This is a genomic window from Pseudoxanthomonas mexicana, assembly GCF_014397415.1.
Taxonomy (GTDB): domain Bacteria; phylum Pseudomonadota; class Gammaproteobacteria; order Xanthomonadales; family Xanthomonadaceae; genus Pseudoxanthomonas_A; species Pseudoxanthomonas_A mexicana.
In genome coordinates, this window is sequence record NZ_CP060731.1 from 1,611,356 (window position 1) to 1,626,956 (window position 15,601).

14 protein-coding genes and 1 riboswitch are annotated in these 15,601 nt (G+C 68.8%); of the genes, 5 read left to right on the top strand and 9 right to left on the bottom strand.

What is annotated here, in order from left to right:
* Nucleotides 1–19: 19 nt before the first annotated feature.
* The 6 genes from dusB to IAE60_RS07370 form a co-directional block, all read right to left on the bottom strand.
* A complete protein-coding gene (gene dusB / locus IAE60_RS07345) occupies nucleotides 20–1,012 on the bottom strand; it encodes a tRNA dihydrouridine synthase DusB (RefSeq protein WP_187574383.1) in 993 nt (330 codons plus the stop codon).
* Nucleotides 1,013–1,041: 29 nt separating this feature from the next.
* A complete protein-coding gene (locus IAE60_RS07350) occupies nucleotides 1,042–2,142 on the bottom strand; it encodes a PepSY-associated TM helix domain-containing protein (RefSeq protein WP_187574384.1) in 1,101 nt (366 codons plus the stop codon).
* 21 nt (nucleotides 2,143–2,163) lie between these two features.
* The gene (locus tag IAE60_RS07355; RefSeq protein WP_187574385.1) at nucleotides 2,164–4,317 is read right to left on the bottom strand and encodes a TonB-dependent receptor; all 2,154 of its coding nucleotides are present in this window, start codon (nucleotides 4,315–4,317) and stop codon (nucleotides 2,164–2,166) included.
* A 108-nt stretch (nucleotides 4,318–4,425) separates the two neighbouring features.
* A complete protein-coding gene (locus IAE60_RS07360; protein ID WP_187574386.1) occupies nucleotides 4,426–5,421 on the bottom strand; it encodes a ribokinase in 996 nt (331 codons plus the stop codon).
* Between the two features lie 97 nt (nucleotides 5,422–5,518).
* Nucleotides 5,519–6,817, bottom strand: a complete 1,299-nt coding sequence (locus IAE60_RS07365) for a NupC/NupG family nucleoside CNT transporter (protein WP_187574387.1) — start codon at nucleotides 6,815–6,817, stop codon at nucleotides 5,519–5,521.
* Nucleotides 6,818–6,886: 69 nt separating this feature from the next.
* The gene (locus IAE60_RS07370) at nucleotides 6,887–7,456 is read right to left on the bottom strand and encodes a TMEM165/GDT1 family protein (RefSeq protein ID WP_222937217.1); all 570 of its coding nucleotides are present in this window, start codon (nucleotides 7,454–7,456) and stop codon (nucleotides 6,887–6,889) included.
* A gap of 96 nt (nucleotides 7,457–7,552) precedes the next feature.
* A riboswitch (yybP-ykoY riboswitch) is annotated at nucleotides 7,553–7,648 on the bottom strand.
* A gap of 119 nt (nucleotides 7,649–7,767) precedes the next feature.
* On the opposite strand from IAE60_RS07370, the gene IAE60_RS07375 reads away from it, so the two are divergent.
* The 5 genes from IAE60_RS07375 (at nucleotide 7,768) to IAE60_RS07395 (ending at nucleotide 13,004) form a co-directional block, all read left to right on the top strand.
* A complete protein-coding gene (locus IAE60_RS07375; protein WP_185895261.1) occupies nucleotides 7,768–8,739 on the top strand; it encodes an aldo/keto reductase in 972 nt (323 codons plus the stop codon).
* Between the two features lie 78 nt (nucleotides 8,740–8,817).
* On the top strand, nucleotides 8,818–9,024 hold the full coding sequence (gene hemP, locus IAE60_RS07380) for a hemin uptake protein HemP (protein WP_185895263.1): 207 nt from the start codon (nucleotides 8,818–8,820) through the stop codon (nucleotides 9,022–9,024).
* A 136-nt stretch (nucleotides 9,025–9,160) separates the two neighbouring features.
* Nucleotides 9,161–11,398: a TonB-dependent hemoglobin/transferrin/lactoferrin family receptor gene (locus IAE60_RS07385; protein ID WP_187574388.1), complete on the top strand. Its 2,238-nt coding sequence runs from the start codon at nucleotides 9,161–9,163 to the stop codon at nucleotides 11,396–11,398.
* A 5-nt stretch (nucleotides 11,399–11,403) separates the two neighbouring features.
* A complete protein-coding gene (locus tag IAE60_RS07390; RefSeq protein WP_187574389.1) occupies nucleotides 11,404–12,039 on the top strand; it encodes a Hemin transport protein in 636 nt (211 codons plus the stop codon).
* A 32-nt stretch (nucleotides 12,040–12,071) separates the two neighbouring features.
* Nucleotides 12,072–13,004 (top strand): DUF6607 family protein, encoded by a 933-nt coding sequence (locus tag IAE60_RS07395; protein WP_425504466.1) that lies wholly within the window; start codon nucleotides 12,072–12,074, stop codon nucleotides 13,002–13,004.
* Between the two features lie 98 nt (nucleotides 13,005–13,102).
* Here the strand turns inward: IAE60_RS07395 and IAE60_RS07400 are convergent, their stop codons facing one another.
* From IAE60_RS07400 to IAE60_RS07410, 3 genes are read right to left on the bottom strand one after another with little or no spacing between them, the layout of a single operon-like run.
* Nucleotides 13,103–14,287 carry a PDZ domain-containing protein gene (locus IAE60_RS07400; RefSeq protein ID WP_187574390.1) on the bottom strand — a complete coding sequence of 395 codons (1,185 nt, stop codon included), beginning with the start codon at nucleotides 14,285–14,287 and terminating at the stop codon, nucleotides 13,103–13,105.
* Nucleotides 14,288–14,314: 27 nt separating this feature from the next.
* Nucleotides 14,315–15,031 (bottom strand): hypothetical protein, encoded by a 717-nt coding sequence (locus IAE60_RS07405; protein ID WP_187574391.1) that lies wholly within the window; start codon nucleotides 15,029–15,031, stop codon nucleotides 14,315–14,317.
* Nucleotides 15,024–15,587: an RNA polymerase sigma factor gene (locus tag IAE60_RS07410; RefSeq protein ID WP_187574392.1), complete on the bottom strand. Its 564-nt coding sequence runs from the start codon at nucleotides 15,585–15,587 to the stop codon at nucleotides 15,024–15,026. Before IAE60_RS07410 ends, IAE60_RS07405 begins: the two co-directional genes overlap by 8 nt.
* Nucleotides 15,588–15,601 lie beyond the last annotated feature (14 nt).

Here is a 15,601-nt window from a genome sequence, read left to right on the forward strand (position 1 = left end):
GAAAGCCTCCGTCAGAGAATCAGGCCGCCGTCGGCAGCGCATCGCCGGCAATCAGGGCATCGAAGTAGTCGCGCGTCAGCCGCAGCTGTTCCCCGGCAGTCTCCGCGCGATTCACCACGGCGCGGAAGGCGGCCTGTTCCGGCCGGTCCTTCGCGTACCAGCCCAGGTGCTTGCGGGCGATGCGCACGCCCTGCGGTTCGCCGTAGAAGGCGTGCAATGCCTGCAGGTGGCCCAGCAGGATGTCCCGCACTTCATGCAGCGTCGGTGGGGGAAGGTGCTCGCCGGTGGCGAGGAAGTGCGCGATCTCGCGGAAGATCCACGGACGCCCCTGCGCGGCGCGGCCGACCATCACCGCGTCGGCGCCGGTCTTCGCCAGCACCTGCGCGGCCTTGGCCGGCGAATCGATGTCGCCATTGGCGACGACGGGAATACGCAGCGCGGCCTTGATCGCGGCGATGGTCTCGTACTCGGCCACGCCGGTGTAGTGCTGGTCGCGCGTGCGGCCGTGAACGGCCAGCGAGGCGATACCGCTCTCCTGCGCGATGCGCGCGATGGTCGGGCCGTTGCGGTGGTCGCAGTCCCAGCCCGTGCGGATCTTCAGCGTGACCGGCACGTCCACGGCCTTCACCACGGCGTCCAGGATGCGGCCCACCAGCGCCTCGTCGCGCATCAGCGCCGAGCCCGCCCAGGCGTTGCAGACCTTCTTGGCCGGGCAACCCATGTTGATGTCGATGATCTGCGCGCCGTGGTCGGCGTTGTAGCGCGCGGCATGGGCCAGTTGTTGAGGCTCGGTGCCCGCGATCTGGACGCTGACGGGGCTGGGTTCCCCCTCGTGGTCCATGCGGCGCAGCGACTTGTTCGTGCTCCAGAAGCGCGGGTCGCTGATGGTCATTTCCGAGACCGCCAGGCCCGCACCCAGCCGTTTGCACAGCAGCCGGAACGGCTTGTCGGTGACGCCGGCCATGGGGGCCAGCATCACCGGCGGGTCGATGCGGTAAGGGCCGATCTGCATGGCGGCATTGTACCGCCGGCCCCGGAGGGTCAGCGCCTGCGGCGTCGCGCGCGCCAGAACAGGAAGCCGGTCGCCAGAAGGAAGGCGGGCAACAATCCTGCAGCGGCGACGGCCCATTGCCAGGCGCGCCCGCCCACGAAGCCGCCATGCAGCGGATACATCGTCTCGCTGATGCGGGCGCCGGCACCCTGCGCGGTCGCGTCGTGCACCTGCACCGCGCGTGCGCGGTATGGGTCCAGCCAGATCACGCTGCGGCCGTTGGGATGCCACTCGCCGGGCGCGCGGAAACGGATCGACACCAGGGCGTTGTCGCCCTCCGGCACGCTGACGCGGCGGAGTTCGCTGCCCCGCGGAGCCGCGTCTGCCGCGGCCAGCAGCACGGCCGGCCAATCGATGGCGATGGTCCTCCGTTCGATCGGCAAGGGCGGTACGACCTCGGGGCCATCGGCGAAGGTCCAGCGGAGCGCGCTCCGGAACGGCTGGCTGTACACCATCGCCACGCCGGTGAAGGTCACCACCAGCAGCAACGGCAGCAGGAGAACCCCCAGGCTGCGATGCCAGCTGAGCCAGCGCCGGGCGGGCGGCGCCGCATGCCAGCGCAGGCTCGCCGCCAACGCGGCCAGGCGCGGCCACCACAGGTAGAGTCCGGACAACAGCAGGAACAACGCCACGATGCCGGATGCGCCCAGCACCTGCTCGCCCGTCTCGCCGGCGAGCAGGTGCGTATGCAGGTCGCGCATCCACATCACCACGTCGTTGCCCGTATTCCGCACCAGCAGAAGCTCGCCATTGGCGGGATCGAAGTAGTGGCGTTCACCCTCGGCGGCGAACGCCTGCCAGGCAGGCAGCCGCGGCGAGGGCAGATCGACGGAACGGATGCCGCTGTCCTCCGCCCCTGCCACGATCCGCGCCAACGCATGACCCTGAAGCGCGAGCGGCGGGAGCCGTTCGCGCTCCAGTTCGGGATGCGCAGCCAGCAGCAGTTCGGATTGGAACGCCAGCACCGTGCCGGTCAACGACACCACGGCGAACACCAGGCCCACGGACAGTCCCAGCCACAGGTGCAACCACTTAAGCACGGGGCGGAAGCGCCATGCGGAGGAGGTGGACATGGCCTGGCGGCGGAGCATGCGGGGCGTTGGCGAGGCGCGTCAGAAGCGGTGGGACCAGCCCACCGTGAGCACGCGCCCGCGTCCGGCGGTGTAGGTGTCGTTGCGTGGCGTGCTCTGCGAGTAGTAGGTGACGTACTGCTCCGAGAAAAGGTTCTCCACGCCCACGCTCAGCGTGCCGAGGGGCAGCTTGATGCGGGTGAGCAGATCCACCGTGGTGTAACCGTCGAAGTCGGCCACCGGGGTGCCGCGCAGGTCGAATTCGCGATCCAGCGCCTTGCTCGCCTGCAGGCGCACGTCCACCGAGGGCGTGAACGACGCCTCCCAGAACGCGGTGACCCGGTCCGGACTGATATTGATGCCAGGCAGATCGCTGTCGACGCGGCCATCGGCATTGCTGTCGTAGCGACCTTCGCTGCGTGCGTAGGCCAGGCCCGCGCGCATGCCGTCGCTGAAGCGGTACGACAGGCTGCCATCGAAGCCCTTGATCTCGGTCCGTTCGCGGACCACCGCATACGTCTGCGTCGCGGTATCGAAGGCCAGCCGCGAGCCCAGGTCCGAGTCGGAGCGGTACAGGGCCAGATGCACCAGCCAGCGGCCGTCGTCGTAATCCAGGCCGATCTCCTGGTTGTCGGCGATGACCGGCTGCAGGTCGACCAGGTTGTCCACCCGCTGGCCGACCGCGGTGATGCCGCGCAGCACGCGACCGATGTCGGCCACGGTGTAGCCTTCGGCGTAGGACGCGTACAGCTTGAGCGCGTCGGTGGCTTCCCACACCAGGCCCAGGTTCGGCAGGGTCTCGGTGGTTTTGGTGGTGCCGCCGGTGACCAGGTAGCGCGTGCCCTTCACGCCGGCCGGCACGGTGCGCTGGTCGGGGATGGTCAGGTAGTCGTCCACCTGCAGTTCGCCGCGCTCATGCCGAAGGCCGCCCGTCAGCAGCCAGGCGTCGGCGAACCGCCATTCCGCCTGCACGAAGGGCGAGACCGATTCGTAGGTCGTCTCCGGCACCCAGTCGATCTGCGCGTAGACCAGTTCCTGGTAGGTGCTGTCGCGGGCCAGGTCGAGCCCGAACGTGGCCCGCAGGTCCATTCCGAACAGGTCGCCGCGCGACCAGCTGAACTTGCCGCCGAGTTTCTCCGACGCATTCTGCGACTGGTCGTACCAGTCCGGGTCGCGCCCGTCGCCCCAGAAGTCGCCCCAGTAGCTGCCGCCGTAGAGCGCCTTGAAATCCACCCAGTACAGCTGCGTCTGCAGGAAGCCGCCGGCCAGGTCATGATCGGTGTAATCCAGCACCACCGATGTCGAGCGGTTGCGGGCGCCTTCGCCTTCGCTGCCGCCGGGCGCGGAGGTGGCCAGCTGGCCGGTGGCGATGTTGCCCGGCACGGTGCGGTAGTCGTTGTTGCCCTGCAGTTCGTAGTGGTTGGCGCTGACCTGCAGCCGGCGCTGGTCGTCGAGGTTCCAGCCGACCTTGGCGAACAGGTTGTGGCTGCGCGCGTCCATCAGGTCGCCCTGGACGTCGTTGACGGCGATCGCCCGGCCATCGCCGTCGTAATAGAGTCCTTCGCTGGCCAGGGATGCGCCGCCGACGAAGTCGACGTCGCCGTGGCGCGTGCCGAAGACGTAGGACGCCTTGTAGCCCGCGCTGTCGTCTTCGCGGGGGACCGCCACGCTTGCGCTGACGCTGACATCGTGGAACGTCTCGCCGTCCTTGCGGGGCGCGCGCTTGGTGATGATGTTGATGATGCCGCCGGAGGCGCCCAGGCCCTGCAACGCATTGGCGCCGTGGATCACTTCGATCCGCTCGATCATCGCCGGGTCGATGGTGTGACCGTCGCGTCCGCCTTCGCGCAATGGCGTCGACTGCGGTACGCCGTCGACCAGATACAGCGGCTTGCGGCCGCGCAGGTTCTCACCGGCGTTGGTCAGCTTCTGGCGGGAAGGCGTGAAGGCCGGAATCAGGTTGGCCAGAACCTGGGACAGGTCCTGCGTCAGCGCCAGCTGCTGATCCAGCTGCTGGCGATCGATGATGGTGATGGTGTTCGGCAGGGCTGCGGCCGAATCCGGAATGCGGCTGGTGCTGGCCGAGACCGTCACGCGGTCGAGCTGGACGGCATCGTTGGACTGCGCAACCGCAGCCGGGCTCAGAATGGATGAGAGGGCGAGCGAAAGCAGGCTCAGGCGGAGCGGAGAGGTCATGGAGAAGGATCGGGCGTGTCGGACCCGATCATTCTAAATGAGAATGGTTATCAGTAGCTAGAGGTGTCCGCTGGCATGTGCCTGCGGGCCCTCGACCGGAAGCCTTGTTCAGCCCGCCACGGTGTCGAAGCGCGCCCGCAGTTCGCTCAGCAGCGGCATGGCCAGCGCGGCTCCGGCCCGTTCGGTGGACAGCGCGGCGTAACGGTTGGCGAAGCGCACATGGTCGGCGAATGACGCCTGCGAAGCTTCCGCCAGCGATGCGGCCAGCGCACCGTTGAAGGCGTCGCCCGCGCCCGTCGTATCGACGACCGTCGCCGCTTCGGCAGCCATGCGGTAGTGCGGCCGCGCATCGCCGCGCAACGCCTCCTCGGGGTGGGAGACGTACACGCCGGTGGCGCCCAGCGTCACCACCACCGTGCCGTGCGGGAACAGCTGCCGGCAGTGCTGGTGCAGGGTGACGCCATCGAGGGTGGCGACATCGTCGGCGGTGATGCGTTCGCCCAGATGGCGGGCGAGCAGGGCAGCGAACTCGGTTTCGTTGGGCGTGATGACGTCGGCATGCGCCAGCAGTTCGGTGGTCGTCGCGGCGTTCGCCGGCGCCGGGTTCAGCAGGGTGGTGGCGCCCTGCTGCCGTGCGGCCTGCAGCGCGGCCAGCACCGCGTCGGCAGGCGATTCCAGCTGGACCAGCACCACGCCGGCCGTCGCCAGCACGTCCGCCTGGCTGGCGACGAAATCGGCCGACAGCATCGCGTTGGCGCCGGCACCGATGACGATGGTGTTGCGCCCGTGCGCGTCCACGTAGATGCCGGCGGTACCGGTGGGCTCGTCGCTCGCCTGCACGCGCAGCGCCAGGCCGTCGGCGGCTGCCAGATCGCGTGCCAGCCGGCCACCGGCGTCATCGCCCAGCGCGCAGACGAACGTCGTGTCCGCGCCCGCCCGCACCGCCGCGATGGCCTGGTTGAAGCCCTTGCCGCCCGGGCCGTTCGCGTAGCGGCCGGCAATGGTCGCGCCAGCGACCGGCAGGACGTCACAGCGCCACACGTGGTCGACGTTGAAGGAGCCCACGACGACGACGTGGGACGGGGTGGGGGATGGCGTGTTCATGCGGGGATACCTGGAGTCCGGACCACGGCAATGCCGTGGTCACGGGAGGGAAACGTAAGCAGGAGGAAGGAAGCGGCCGGCGGCCGCTCCCTCCGGATCAGCCGAAGTGCGACAGCACTCCGGCGATGGTGGCCGTCATCAGCGTGGCGATGGTGCCGCCCAGCACGGCGCGCAGGCCGAAGCGCGCCAGGTCCGAGCGCCGTTCCGGCGCCAGACCGCCGATGCCGCCGATCTGGATGGCGATCGAGCTGAAGTTGGCGAAGCCGCACAGGGCATACGTGGCGATCAGCCGGCCTTCCTCGGTCAGGGTCACGCCGGGCGTCTGCCCGTTCACGATGCCGGCCAGCTGCAGGTAGGCGACGAATTCGTTGATGACCACCTTCTGGCCGATCAGCGAGCCCACGGTGGTGGCGTCCTGCCACGGCACGCCGATGACCCAGGCGATCGGGGCCAGCAGGTAGCCGAAGATCGTGGCCAGGTCGGTCGGCTTGCCGATGGCGGCCGCCAGGCCGGTGACGTCGCCGAACCAGGTCAGTGGCGCATTGATCAGCGCGATCAGGGCGATGAAGGCCAACAGCATCGCGCCGATGTTCAGCGCCAGCTTCAGGCCGTCGCCGGCACCGGCCGCCGCGGCGTCGATGATGTTGCTGGAGGTCTTCTCCACTTCCATCTTCACCGTGCCGCGGGTCAGCGGCGTGCCGGTTTCCGGGATCAGCAGCTTCGCCACCACCAGCGTGGCGGGAGCGGCCATGATCGACGCGGCCAGCAGGTGCTTGGCATAGAAGGCCTGCTGCTCCGGATCGCCGCCGCCCAGCATGCCCACGTAGGCCGCCAGCACGCCGCCGGCGATATGGGCCATGCCGCCGATCATCATGGTGATCAGCTCGGACTCGGTCATCTTCGGGATGTACGGGCGCACCGTCAGCGGCGCTTCGGTCTGGCCGATGAACACGCTGGCGCAGACGCTGGTGGTCTCGGCGCCTGACACGCGCATCACCTTGGTGATGGCCAGCGCCATCATCCGCACGATGAACTGCATCACGCCCAGGTGGTACATCACGCCCATCAGCGCGGCGAAGAAGATGATGGTGGGCAGCACCTGGAAGGCGAAGATGAAGCCGAACTTCTCGGTGTCCATCAGGCTGCCGAAGATGAAGCCGGAGCCCGCCTTCACGAACTCCAGGATCTTCACGAAACCGTGGCCCAGCCAGTCGAACACCTCGCGCCCGCCCGGCACCAGCAGCACCAGCGCGGCGAAGGCGATCTGCAGCGTGATGCCCGTGGCGACCAGCTTCCAGTCGATGGCCCGTCGGTTGTTGGAAAACAGCCAGACGATGCCGACCAGCACCGCCAGACCGAACAGGCCGAAGCCGATCCGCCCCAAGACTTCCAGCATGTATTCCCCCAGACCTTGCGTGTTGTTCTGACCCGGCAGTCTAGCAGCGCACCGGCTCCATCAGTCCGTTCAGCCAACCCCGCGCCAGGCAACCCAGAGGGCCAGGGCGAAGAACACCAGCGCGGCCAGGCTGCGGGCCAGCTTCAACGGCAGCCTGTCGGCGAAACGGTGGCCCAGCCAGACCACCGGCAGGTTGGCCAGCAGCATGCCGATCGTGGTGCCTGCGATCACCTGCCACAGCGGCTCGTACCGGGTCGCCAGCAGCACGGTCGCCACCTGGGTCTTGTCGCCGATCTCGGCCAGGAAGAACGCCACCGTGGTCGCCAGGAAGGCGCCATGGGCCGGCAGCTTCTCGTTCTCGTCCAGCGTGTCCGGCTTCAGCGTCCAAAGCGCCACCGCCAGGAAACTGGCCGCCACGACCCAGCGCAGCACCTCGGGCGACAGCCAATCGGTCAATTCCGCACCCAGCCACGCCGAGATCGCATGGTTGACCAGCGTGGCGGCGAGTATGCCCAGCGCGATCGGCCATGGTTTGCGGTAACGCGCGGCCAGCAGCAGGGCGAGCAGCTGGGTCTTGTCGCCGATCTCGGCCAGGGTGACGGTGCCGGTGGACACCAGCAGGGCTTGCAGGGACAACATCTACGACTCCGGGGCCAGGCATTCGCGTGTGGACGCGAAGGCAAACGACGCACTGCCCGGCCCGGGTTAGCGCGACGCCTGCCTTCGGTCTTGCCCGGCGAAGCGGATCGCTTCGTCCCGCGCACCATGGTCGGTCGACCAAGTGTGTTGATGCGCGGACCCCGTGTGGACGGGTGGGCTACTCCCCGGAGGAGGAAAGTGCGCGCATTGTAGGAGGTGTGCGGTGTGGGGGGCGGAGCCATTCTCATTTGGCCGCGTGCCGGGCGTCCGGACGGGCGCTACGATGGACACGGTCGTTACCGGAGCCTGCCATGCAATATCGCCGCCTGGGCACGTCGGGCCTCCAGGTCTCAGCCCTGTCCTTCGGTGCCTGGCTGACGTTCGGGCAGCAGGTGGGCCCGCGCGAGGCGGGCGAACTGATCGCGCTGGCCTGGGACCACGGGATCAACTTCTTCGACAACGCCGAGGTCTATGGCCATGGCGAAGCCGAGCGCGTGATGGGTGAAGCGCTGCGCGCGCTGGGGTTGCCGCGGGATGGTTTCTGCGTGTCCAGCAAGGTGTGTTTCGGGTCGGTGGAGAACCCGCGCCCCACCCAGCGCGGCCTGTCGCGCAAGCATGTGTTCGATGCCTGTCACGCGGCCCTGCGCCGGCTGCAGGTGGACTATCTGGATCTCTACTACTGCCACAGGCCGGATCCGGATACGCCGGTCGAGGAGACCGTCTGGGCGATGGACAGCCTGATCCGGCAGGGCAAGGTGCTGTACTGGGGCACGTCGGAGTGGCCGGCCGCCCGCATCCGCGAAGCCTCCACGATCGCGCGCAAGCATCATCTGCACGGGCCCACCATGGAGCAGCCGCAGTACAACCTGCTGCATCGCCAGCGGGTGGAACTGGAGTACGCGCCGCTCTACGCCGAGCTGGGCCTGGGCACCACCACCTGGTCGCCGCTCGCCTCCGGACTGCTGACCGGCAAGTACGGGAAGGACATCGCCGGCGACACCCGGCTGGGCCGGGCCGGGCACGAGGAGCTGCGCCGGATGGTGTTGGGTGCGGAGGGCGCCCGGCGGCCGGAGCGCGCAGCCCGCTATGCCGCAGCGGCGGCCGAACTGGGTGAGAAGCCTGCGCCGCTCGCCATCGCCTGGTGCCTGCAGAACCCGCATGTCTCCAGCGTCATCCTGGGCGCCAGCCGCCCCGAGCAACTGCGCGAGAACCTCACGGCGCTGGAGCTTGCGGGGCGATACGACGAGCCGGTCTGGGCCCGGCTGACCGCCGCCGCGGATTGAGGCGGGAGCCCCGTCCGGGGTGTTGACTCGCAAATAAGAATCATTATCATCATTGGCGTTCCGTCCTGGAGCTTCCCGATGATCTCGAACGTCACCGCATTGCCCACGTCCGATTCGCTGGCGCTGCGCGAGCGCCTTTCCCTGTCGCACGCCCGGCCGCAGGCCGAGGACACCCTGGACAGCACCGCCCTGCTGAAAGGGCAGCGCGAAGTCCTCATCCGCCACGGCGACCGCGTGTATCGCCTGCGCCACACCAGCAACGACAAGCTGATCCTCACCAAGTAGGCCGAACCCTCGTCGCGACGGTGCATCGTCGCGCCGCGCCGCTGCATAACACCTTCTCTCTCCACCGGGCGCCAGCCAAGGATTCTCCGGCCGCCAGCCTTCCGGGTCTTCATCACCCACAGGAATGCTGTACGCCATGAAGCGTCCCACGCTGCTCACCGCGGCCGTGTGGCTGGCCCTTGCCGGCCATGCCCGTGCCGAAACCGCCGCCGATGCGGCACCGTCCTCCTCCTCCGGTACAGGCGCACACGAACTGGAACGGATCCAGGTCACCGCCACGCGCAGCGAGCGCGCCGTCGCCGACGTACCCAACACAGTCAGTGTCATCGATCGGGAGGAACTGGACGACCGCCTGGTGCGCGACATCAAGGGCCTGGTGCGCTACGAGCCCGGCGTCACGGTGACCTCCAGCTTCGGCCGCTTCGGCCTGGGCGGTTTCCGCATCCGTGGCCTGGAGGGCAACCGCGTGCGCATCCAGACCGATGGCATCCCGGTGTCGGATGCGTTCTCGATCGGCAGCTTCTCGAATGCGAACCGCAACTTCGTCGACCTCGATACGCTGAAGCAGGTCGAGATCGTGCGCGGGCCTTCCAGTTCGCTGTACGGCTCGGACGCGCTCGGCGGCGTGGTCTCCTTCATCACCAGGGACCCGTCGGATTACCTCGACAATGGAAAGGATGCGTACTTCGGTTTCCGCCTCGGCTATGACGGCAGCTGGAATGGCCTGTTCGGCAACGCCACCGCGGCGTTCGGCGGCGAGCGCTGGAGCGGCCTGGTCAGCGTGGGTCATCGGCAGGGTCAGGAAACCGAGAATCATGGCGATATCGCCGGCGTCGGCGGCGCACGAACGCTGCCCAATCCGCAGGAGCGGGACGGCCGCAGCCTGCTGACGAAGCTGGTCTTCGCGCCGACTGAAGGGCAGCGCTTCCGCCTGACGGTGGAGGGCAACGAAGACAGCGCCGACACCGATCTGTTGACCCAGCAGGGCTACCAGTCGCTGACGCGCGCCACCCATGATCGCGTGATCGCGCGCGACCACCAGACGCGTGCGCGCGTCGCCTTCGCGCACGAATGGGACGACCTGTCGGCCGGTTTCGCCGACAGCCTGGACTGGCAGGTTTACCGCCAGGACAGCGAGACCACCCAATACACGCGCGAGGAACGGACGCTGCCGGCGCCGACGCTGCGCGACATCCGCGAGCGCGCGTTCAATTTCGACCAGCGGACCCACGGTCTGCAGGTGAATTTCCGCAAGGCGTTCGGTGCATCGGTCCGGCACGACCTGATCTACGGCCTGGACATCGCACGCACCGAGACGCGGCAGAAGCGCGACGGCCTGCGCACGTTCCCGCTGACGGGCGTGAGCACGCCGGTGATGTCGCCGGATACGTTCCCCGTGCGCGACTTCCCGATCAGCAGGACCACGACCGCCGCACTGTATGTGCAGGACGAGATCGGTTTCGCCGACGGCACGTTCCGGCTGGTACCGGGCCTGCGCGTGGACCACTACCGGCTCGATCCCCGGCACGATGCCATCTTCGACACCGACAACCCGGGCCTGGCGCTGGCGGACATCCGCGAGACCGCCGTGTCGCCCAAGCTGGGCGTGGTGTGGAGGTTCGCGCCCGCATGGTCGCTGTTCGGCGGCTATGCGCACGGCTTCCGCTCGCCGCCGTACAACGACGTCAACATCGGCTTCACCAACGTGCAGTTCGGCTACACGGCGATCGCCAACCCGGACCTGAAGCCTGAAACCAGCGATGGCGTGGAACTGGGCGTCCGCTACGCCGGGAAGGCGGCGTACGCCAGCCTGTCGGGCTACTACAACCGCTACAACGACTTCATCGAGTCGATGCGCTTCATCGGCTACAACGATGACGGGCTGATGGTCTACCAGTCGCAGAACATTTCCGAAGCGCAGATCCATGGCGTGGAGTTCAAGGCGGGCCTGGACATCGGTGCCTTGTCCGATGCGTGGGACGGCTGGTCGCTGCGCGGCGCGGCCGCGTGGTCGCGCGGCGAGGATCGCAGCGCCGATACACCGCTGGACAGCGTGGACCCGCTGACCGCGACGCTGGGCCTGGCGTACGACGCGCCGTCATGGGGTGCGGAGCTGGCGGGTCGGTTCGTCGACCGCAAGCGCCGCGTCTCCGATCCGGCCTACTACCGCCAGCCAGGCTATGGCGTGCTCGACCTGTATGCGCACTGGAACTTCGCGCCCGGGGCCCGGTTCAACGTCGGTGTGTTCAACCTGGGGGACCGCACCTACATCGAGGCCGGCGACATCGCGCTGGTGCTGGATACCAGTACGACGCTGGCCCGCTATACCGCGCCGGGGCGCAGCCTGTCGGCCAGCCTTGCCGTGAGCTGGTAACGGCCATGGCGACGCTGCGCCTGATGCCAGGTCCCGTGTTCGGCGACGTGAGCGACGCGTTCCCCGCCGCCACGCAGCTGGCGGCGCTGGGCCCGGTGCTGTGCCTGTACCGCACGCAGCAGGGCAGCGAGCTCGCCGGTTGGCAGCAGGCCGTGCGGGTGGAAGTCCACACCGGCGTGGGCAGCGACGGACTCGACGAACGCCTGCTGTTCTTCGATGCACAGGGCCGCTGCTGCTGGCGCCTGTGCCTGTTGCCGGACAGCGACTTCGTCGCGTGGGACCGGTTGGCGGCGTCGTTGCCGGCTGGCCGGGATGCCGACGCGGGCGGGCTGGCGGACCGCCTGTGGCGTCGCCTCGCCGGCCGCCTGCTCGGCGGGCAATGGCGGGCCTGCGTACTGCACCTGCACGCGTTACCGCAGCCCGGGGCGCTGCCAGTGCTGGCCGCCAGCCTGCCATTGATGTCGATGCTGAGCGCCAGCACCGCGCAGCGCCTCGCACAGGCGGAAGGGGCCGATCTGGAGGGCGGGCCCCGTACCAACATCGGCCTGCCGTCTCCATCCCGTCAGCCTTCCGATGCCTCCCCTGCGGAGGAAGCCCGTGAGGCGGGCGACAACGTCATTCCGCTGGTCAGAAAAACATGAGAGGAAACCCCGTGAAAAAGCCGGTCGCCACCCTGGTGTCCACCACGCTGCTGCTGTCCGTCGGCCAGGCCTGGGCCGCCGATCCCGTCCGCGACCGCCAGGCCATCCTGGCGATGCAGGGTGACTACACCGTCGACTTCGCCTTCGACGAAACCGTCCTGCTGCAGCCGGGCTACGAGCGCCAGCCCGCCATGCGCAGTGGCGGCGATGAGACCGTCATCGTCGTCGAGGACACGCCCACCCGGATCGTCCTGCAACACCTCCTGGTCGATCCCAGGAGCGGCCACGTCACCAAGCACTGGCGCCAGGACTGGACCTACGAAGCGCCGACGCGCTTCGAGTTCAGCGACGACCAGACATGGCGCGTGCGCGCGATGGCGCCCGATGCGACACGGGGCGCCTGGACGCAGTGCGTGTACGAGGTCAGCGATGCGCCGCGCTACTGCGGGACGGGGCGCTGGGACTACCGAAACGGCGTGGCCACCTGGACCAGCGACCTGAGCTGGCGCCCGCTGCCGCGCCGCGAGTACACCCGGCGCAGCGATTACAACGCGCTTTCCGTGGTCAACCGCCACACCCTGACGCCGAACGGCTGGACCCACGAGCAGTTCAACACCAAGGTGCTGCGCAGGCCCGACGGAACGCTGGTGGAACTGGCGCGCGAATTCGGCTTCAACGACTACCTGAAGACCACCGAGGTCGACTTCACGCCCGCGCGCGACTACTGGCAGGCGACGGCCGGCTACTGGGCCAGGGTGCGCGCGCACTGGGACGGATTCCTGTCGCAGGCTCCGGGCCTACGGCTGAAGACCAAGGTGGACGGCATGGCAATGATCATTCCGCTGTTCACGCAGGCGGGTGATATCCAGGCAGGCAAAACGGTGGCGGACGCGGACATCGCCCGGGTGTTCGCCGACTGGGTGGAGCCGGCGCCGGTGGAACGCGCTGCTGCGGCGTCGCGCTGAAGCTTCTCTCCGGCACAGGGACGTGCCGTTCTTTGCAAAAAAGACCCCCGCGGTCGCGGGGGTAGGGGATTCACGCGTTTCTCTTCTAATGATGCGTATCAGATGAGGGTGCCGCCGCCCTTGCCGGCGGGCGGCGCCTGAGGTGCGGGCGGCGGAGATGGCAGGGGCGTGTCCTCGCCGTCGTCTTCGAAGGTCTGCACCTTGCCGTCCTGATCGACGATCATCACGCGACGGCGCTCCACCACGGCCGGTGTCTTGCCGACGGCCGCGGCCACCCGCGGCTTGACGACGATGCGCGATGTCGCGGGCAAGCGGAGCGTGGCGGCCTTCGGTACGGTCACCGTGCCGGTCCGTACCTGCCGGTCACGCAGGTATTCGATCGCGACCTTGGCCTCTTCCGGCTTGCCGCGCAGTGCCTGGGTGACGTCGCGGGGCGACGTCACCGGTGCGCCGTCCACCTTGCGGATCACGTCGCCCGGCTGCAGGCCTTCGAGTTCCTCGCCGACGGACAGGACGAGCACGCCGGCATCGGTGCCGAAGTAGCGGCCGAGCGAGGCATCCACCGTCGCCAGGTTGAGATTGCTCCAGCGGAAGGCTTCGGCCAGCGCGGGCAGGCGGCAATCCTCGCCCTTGCAGTCGCCCAGCCTGCCGAGCTGGCGCAGCTCGCGTTGGACTTCCGGCGCGATGACGGTGGCGATCTCGCCCATCGGCATGGGCGCGCCGTCGATCCACGGCATGCCGCTTTCGCCGGTACGGAAGAAGAACGTGCCAGGCCCCTGGCCAGCGAACGCGACGCGCGGCGAGACTTGGGTGGGCGTGACGCTGGCGTCGTACGTCTTGCCGCCGCGCTGGTACGTGACCCGCACGGGCGTCTCGGCCTGGAGGTCGGCGAGCAGCTTGCGCGCATGCGCCACGCGCGCATCGCCGGTACCGCCGTTGACCGTTTCGTCGCCCACGCGCAGGAGGCGGTCGCCTGCCTTCAGGCCGGCCTTGGCGGCGCCGCTGTCCGGCGTCACCCCGGTGATGCGCACGCCTGCCGCGTCGTCGCCCGACAGCAGGATGCCGAGGCGCGGGCGGCGGACGATGAGATGATCGATCTCGACGGGAGAACCCACGCGGCTGGCGTCCCTTGAGAGTTCGGCCACGCGCTTGGCGGCGCGCTGCAGGTCGGCGCGCGCGGCGTCGAGTTCCTTCTGCCTGGCGGCGTCGTCCTGCTGTGCGAAGCCCGGCAGGGGTGCGGCCAATGCGAAGGCGAGCAGTGTCGTGGAAAAGGACTTGAGCATCTTAAGTCTCCTCGGTGCGTGTGATTATCAATAGATGGCGGTGTCGGCGTCGTCGTCGTTCAGGGCGACCTGCCAGCGTTGGGTGGCTTCCACGCCCGTGAGCTGGCGCAGGGTGTCGACGCGCTGTTCCCACAGCGCGGTGCGAGTGGCGTCCGGCAGGGCAGGTTGCGAAAGCGCGAGATCGATATGGCTGACCTGGTCCTGCAGGTCGGCACTGACCGCGAGCGCAGCCACGCTGCCGGTGTTGCTGTCGGGCAGCTGCGCAAGCACGGCTTCGAGACGGGCGGACTCGGTGTAGAGCGCGTCCAGCCGCGCAGGCTCGACGGTCGCCGGAACAGGCGAGACGCGCGGAACGGAACGGCGCACCGGCGATGCAGTGGCGAGCGGCGGGGTGGCGGCGATATCCGTCTGAATGCCGATCGCGGGTTCGTTCCCGGAGGGAGCCGCCGGCGCATCCGGACGCGCGGATGACGTCGTGGCGATGGTCGGTGCACGTTGCAGCGGTGGCGTGGTGACCTCGGCGTTGCGCCATTGCATGAGCGGGATCACGGCGGCGAAGAAGGCGGTGGCGGCCAGCGCCAGGGCAGGGCGGCGCCAGCGCGTCCGGCGTGCGGGCGCCTGCATCGGCGGCAGCGATGCGGCAAGGCGTTGCCAGGCGCCCTCCGGCGGGGTTTCCAGCGGCAGGCCGCAGAAAGCGTCGCCCCAGTCGCGCGGCAGGGGTTCGCGGGCGCGGGAATCAGGCATGGACGGTGTCCTCGATGTTCAACAGTGCCCGCAGGCGACGCGTGCCGCGGGAGACCTGCGATTTGGAGAAGCTGGGCGTGCGCTGCATCAGCTCGGCGATCTCGTCGTGGGTGTAGCCCTCGGCGTGGTAAAGCCACAGCACGCTGCGCGTTGCCGCGGGTAGCGCTTCGAGCGCGCGTTGCAGCAGCGCTGCATCCGCCGCCGCCGCGGGCGGCAGACCCTGGTCCTGCGGCAGGTCGTCTTCCTCCACCGTGATTTCGGCGACCAGGCGCTTCTGCCGTCGCAGCCGCAGCAGTGCCTCGTTGACCGCGATCTGCCGCAGCCAGCCCCAGAAGGGGCAGTCGCCCCGGTAATCGGGCAGATGGTGGAAGAGCTTCAGCATGGTGTCCTGCAATACATCGCCCGCGGCCTCCCGGTCTCCGCAGATCCGCAGCGCCAGGGTGAAGACCGGGCGCTCGAAGCGCCGGTAGATCTGCTCGAACGCCTCCCGGCAGCCGGTACGCGCACGCGCGACCAGGCTGTCGGGGACATCGATGGCGAACTGCGATCGGCTCAAGCGGAGGGATTCCC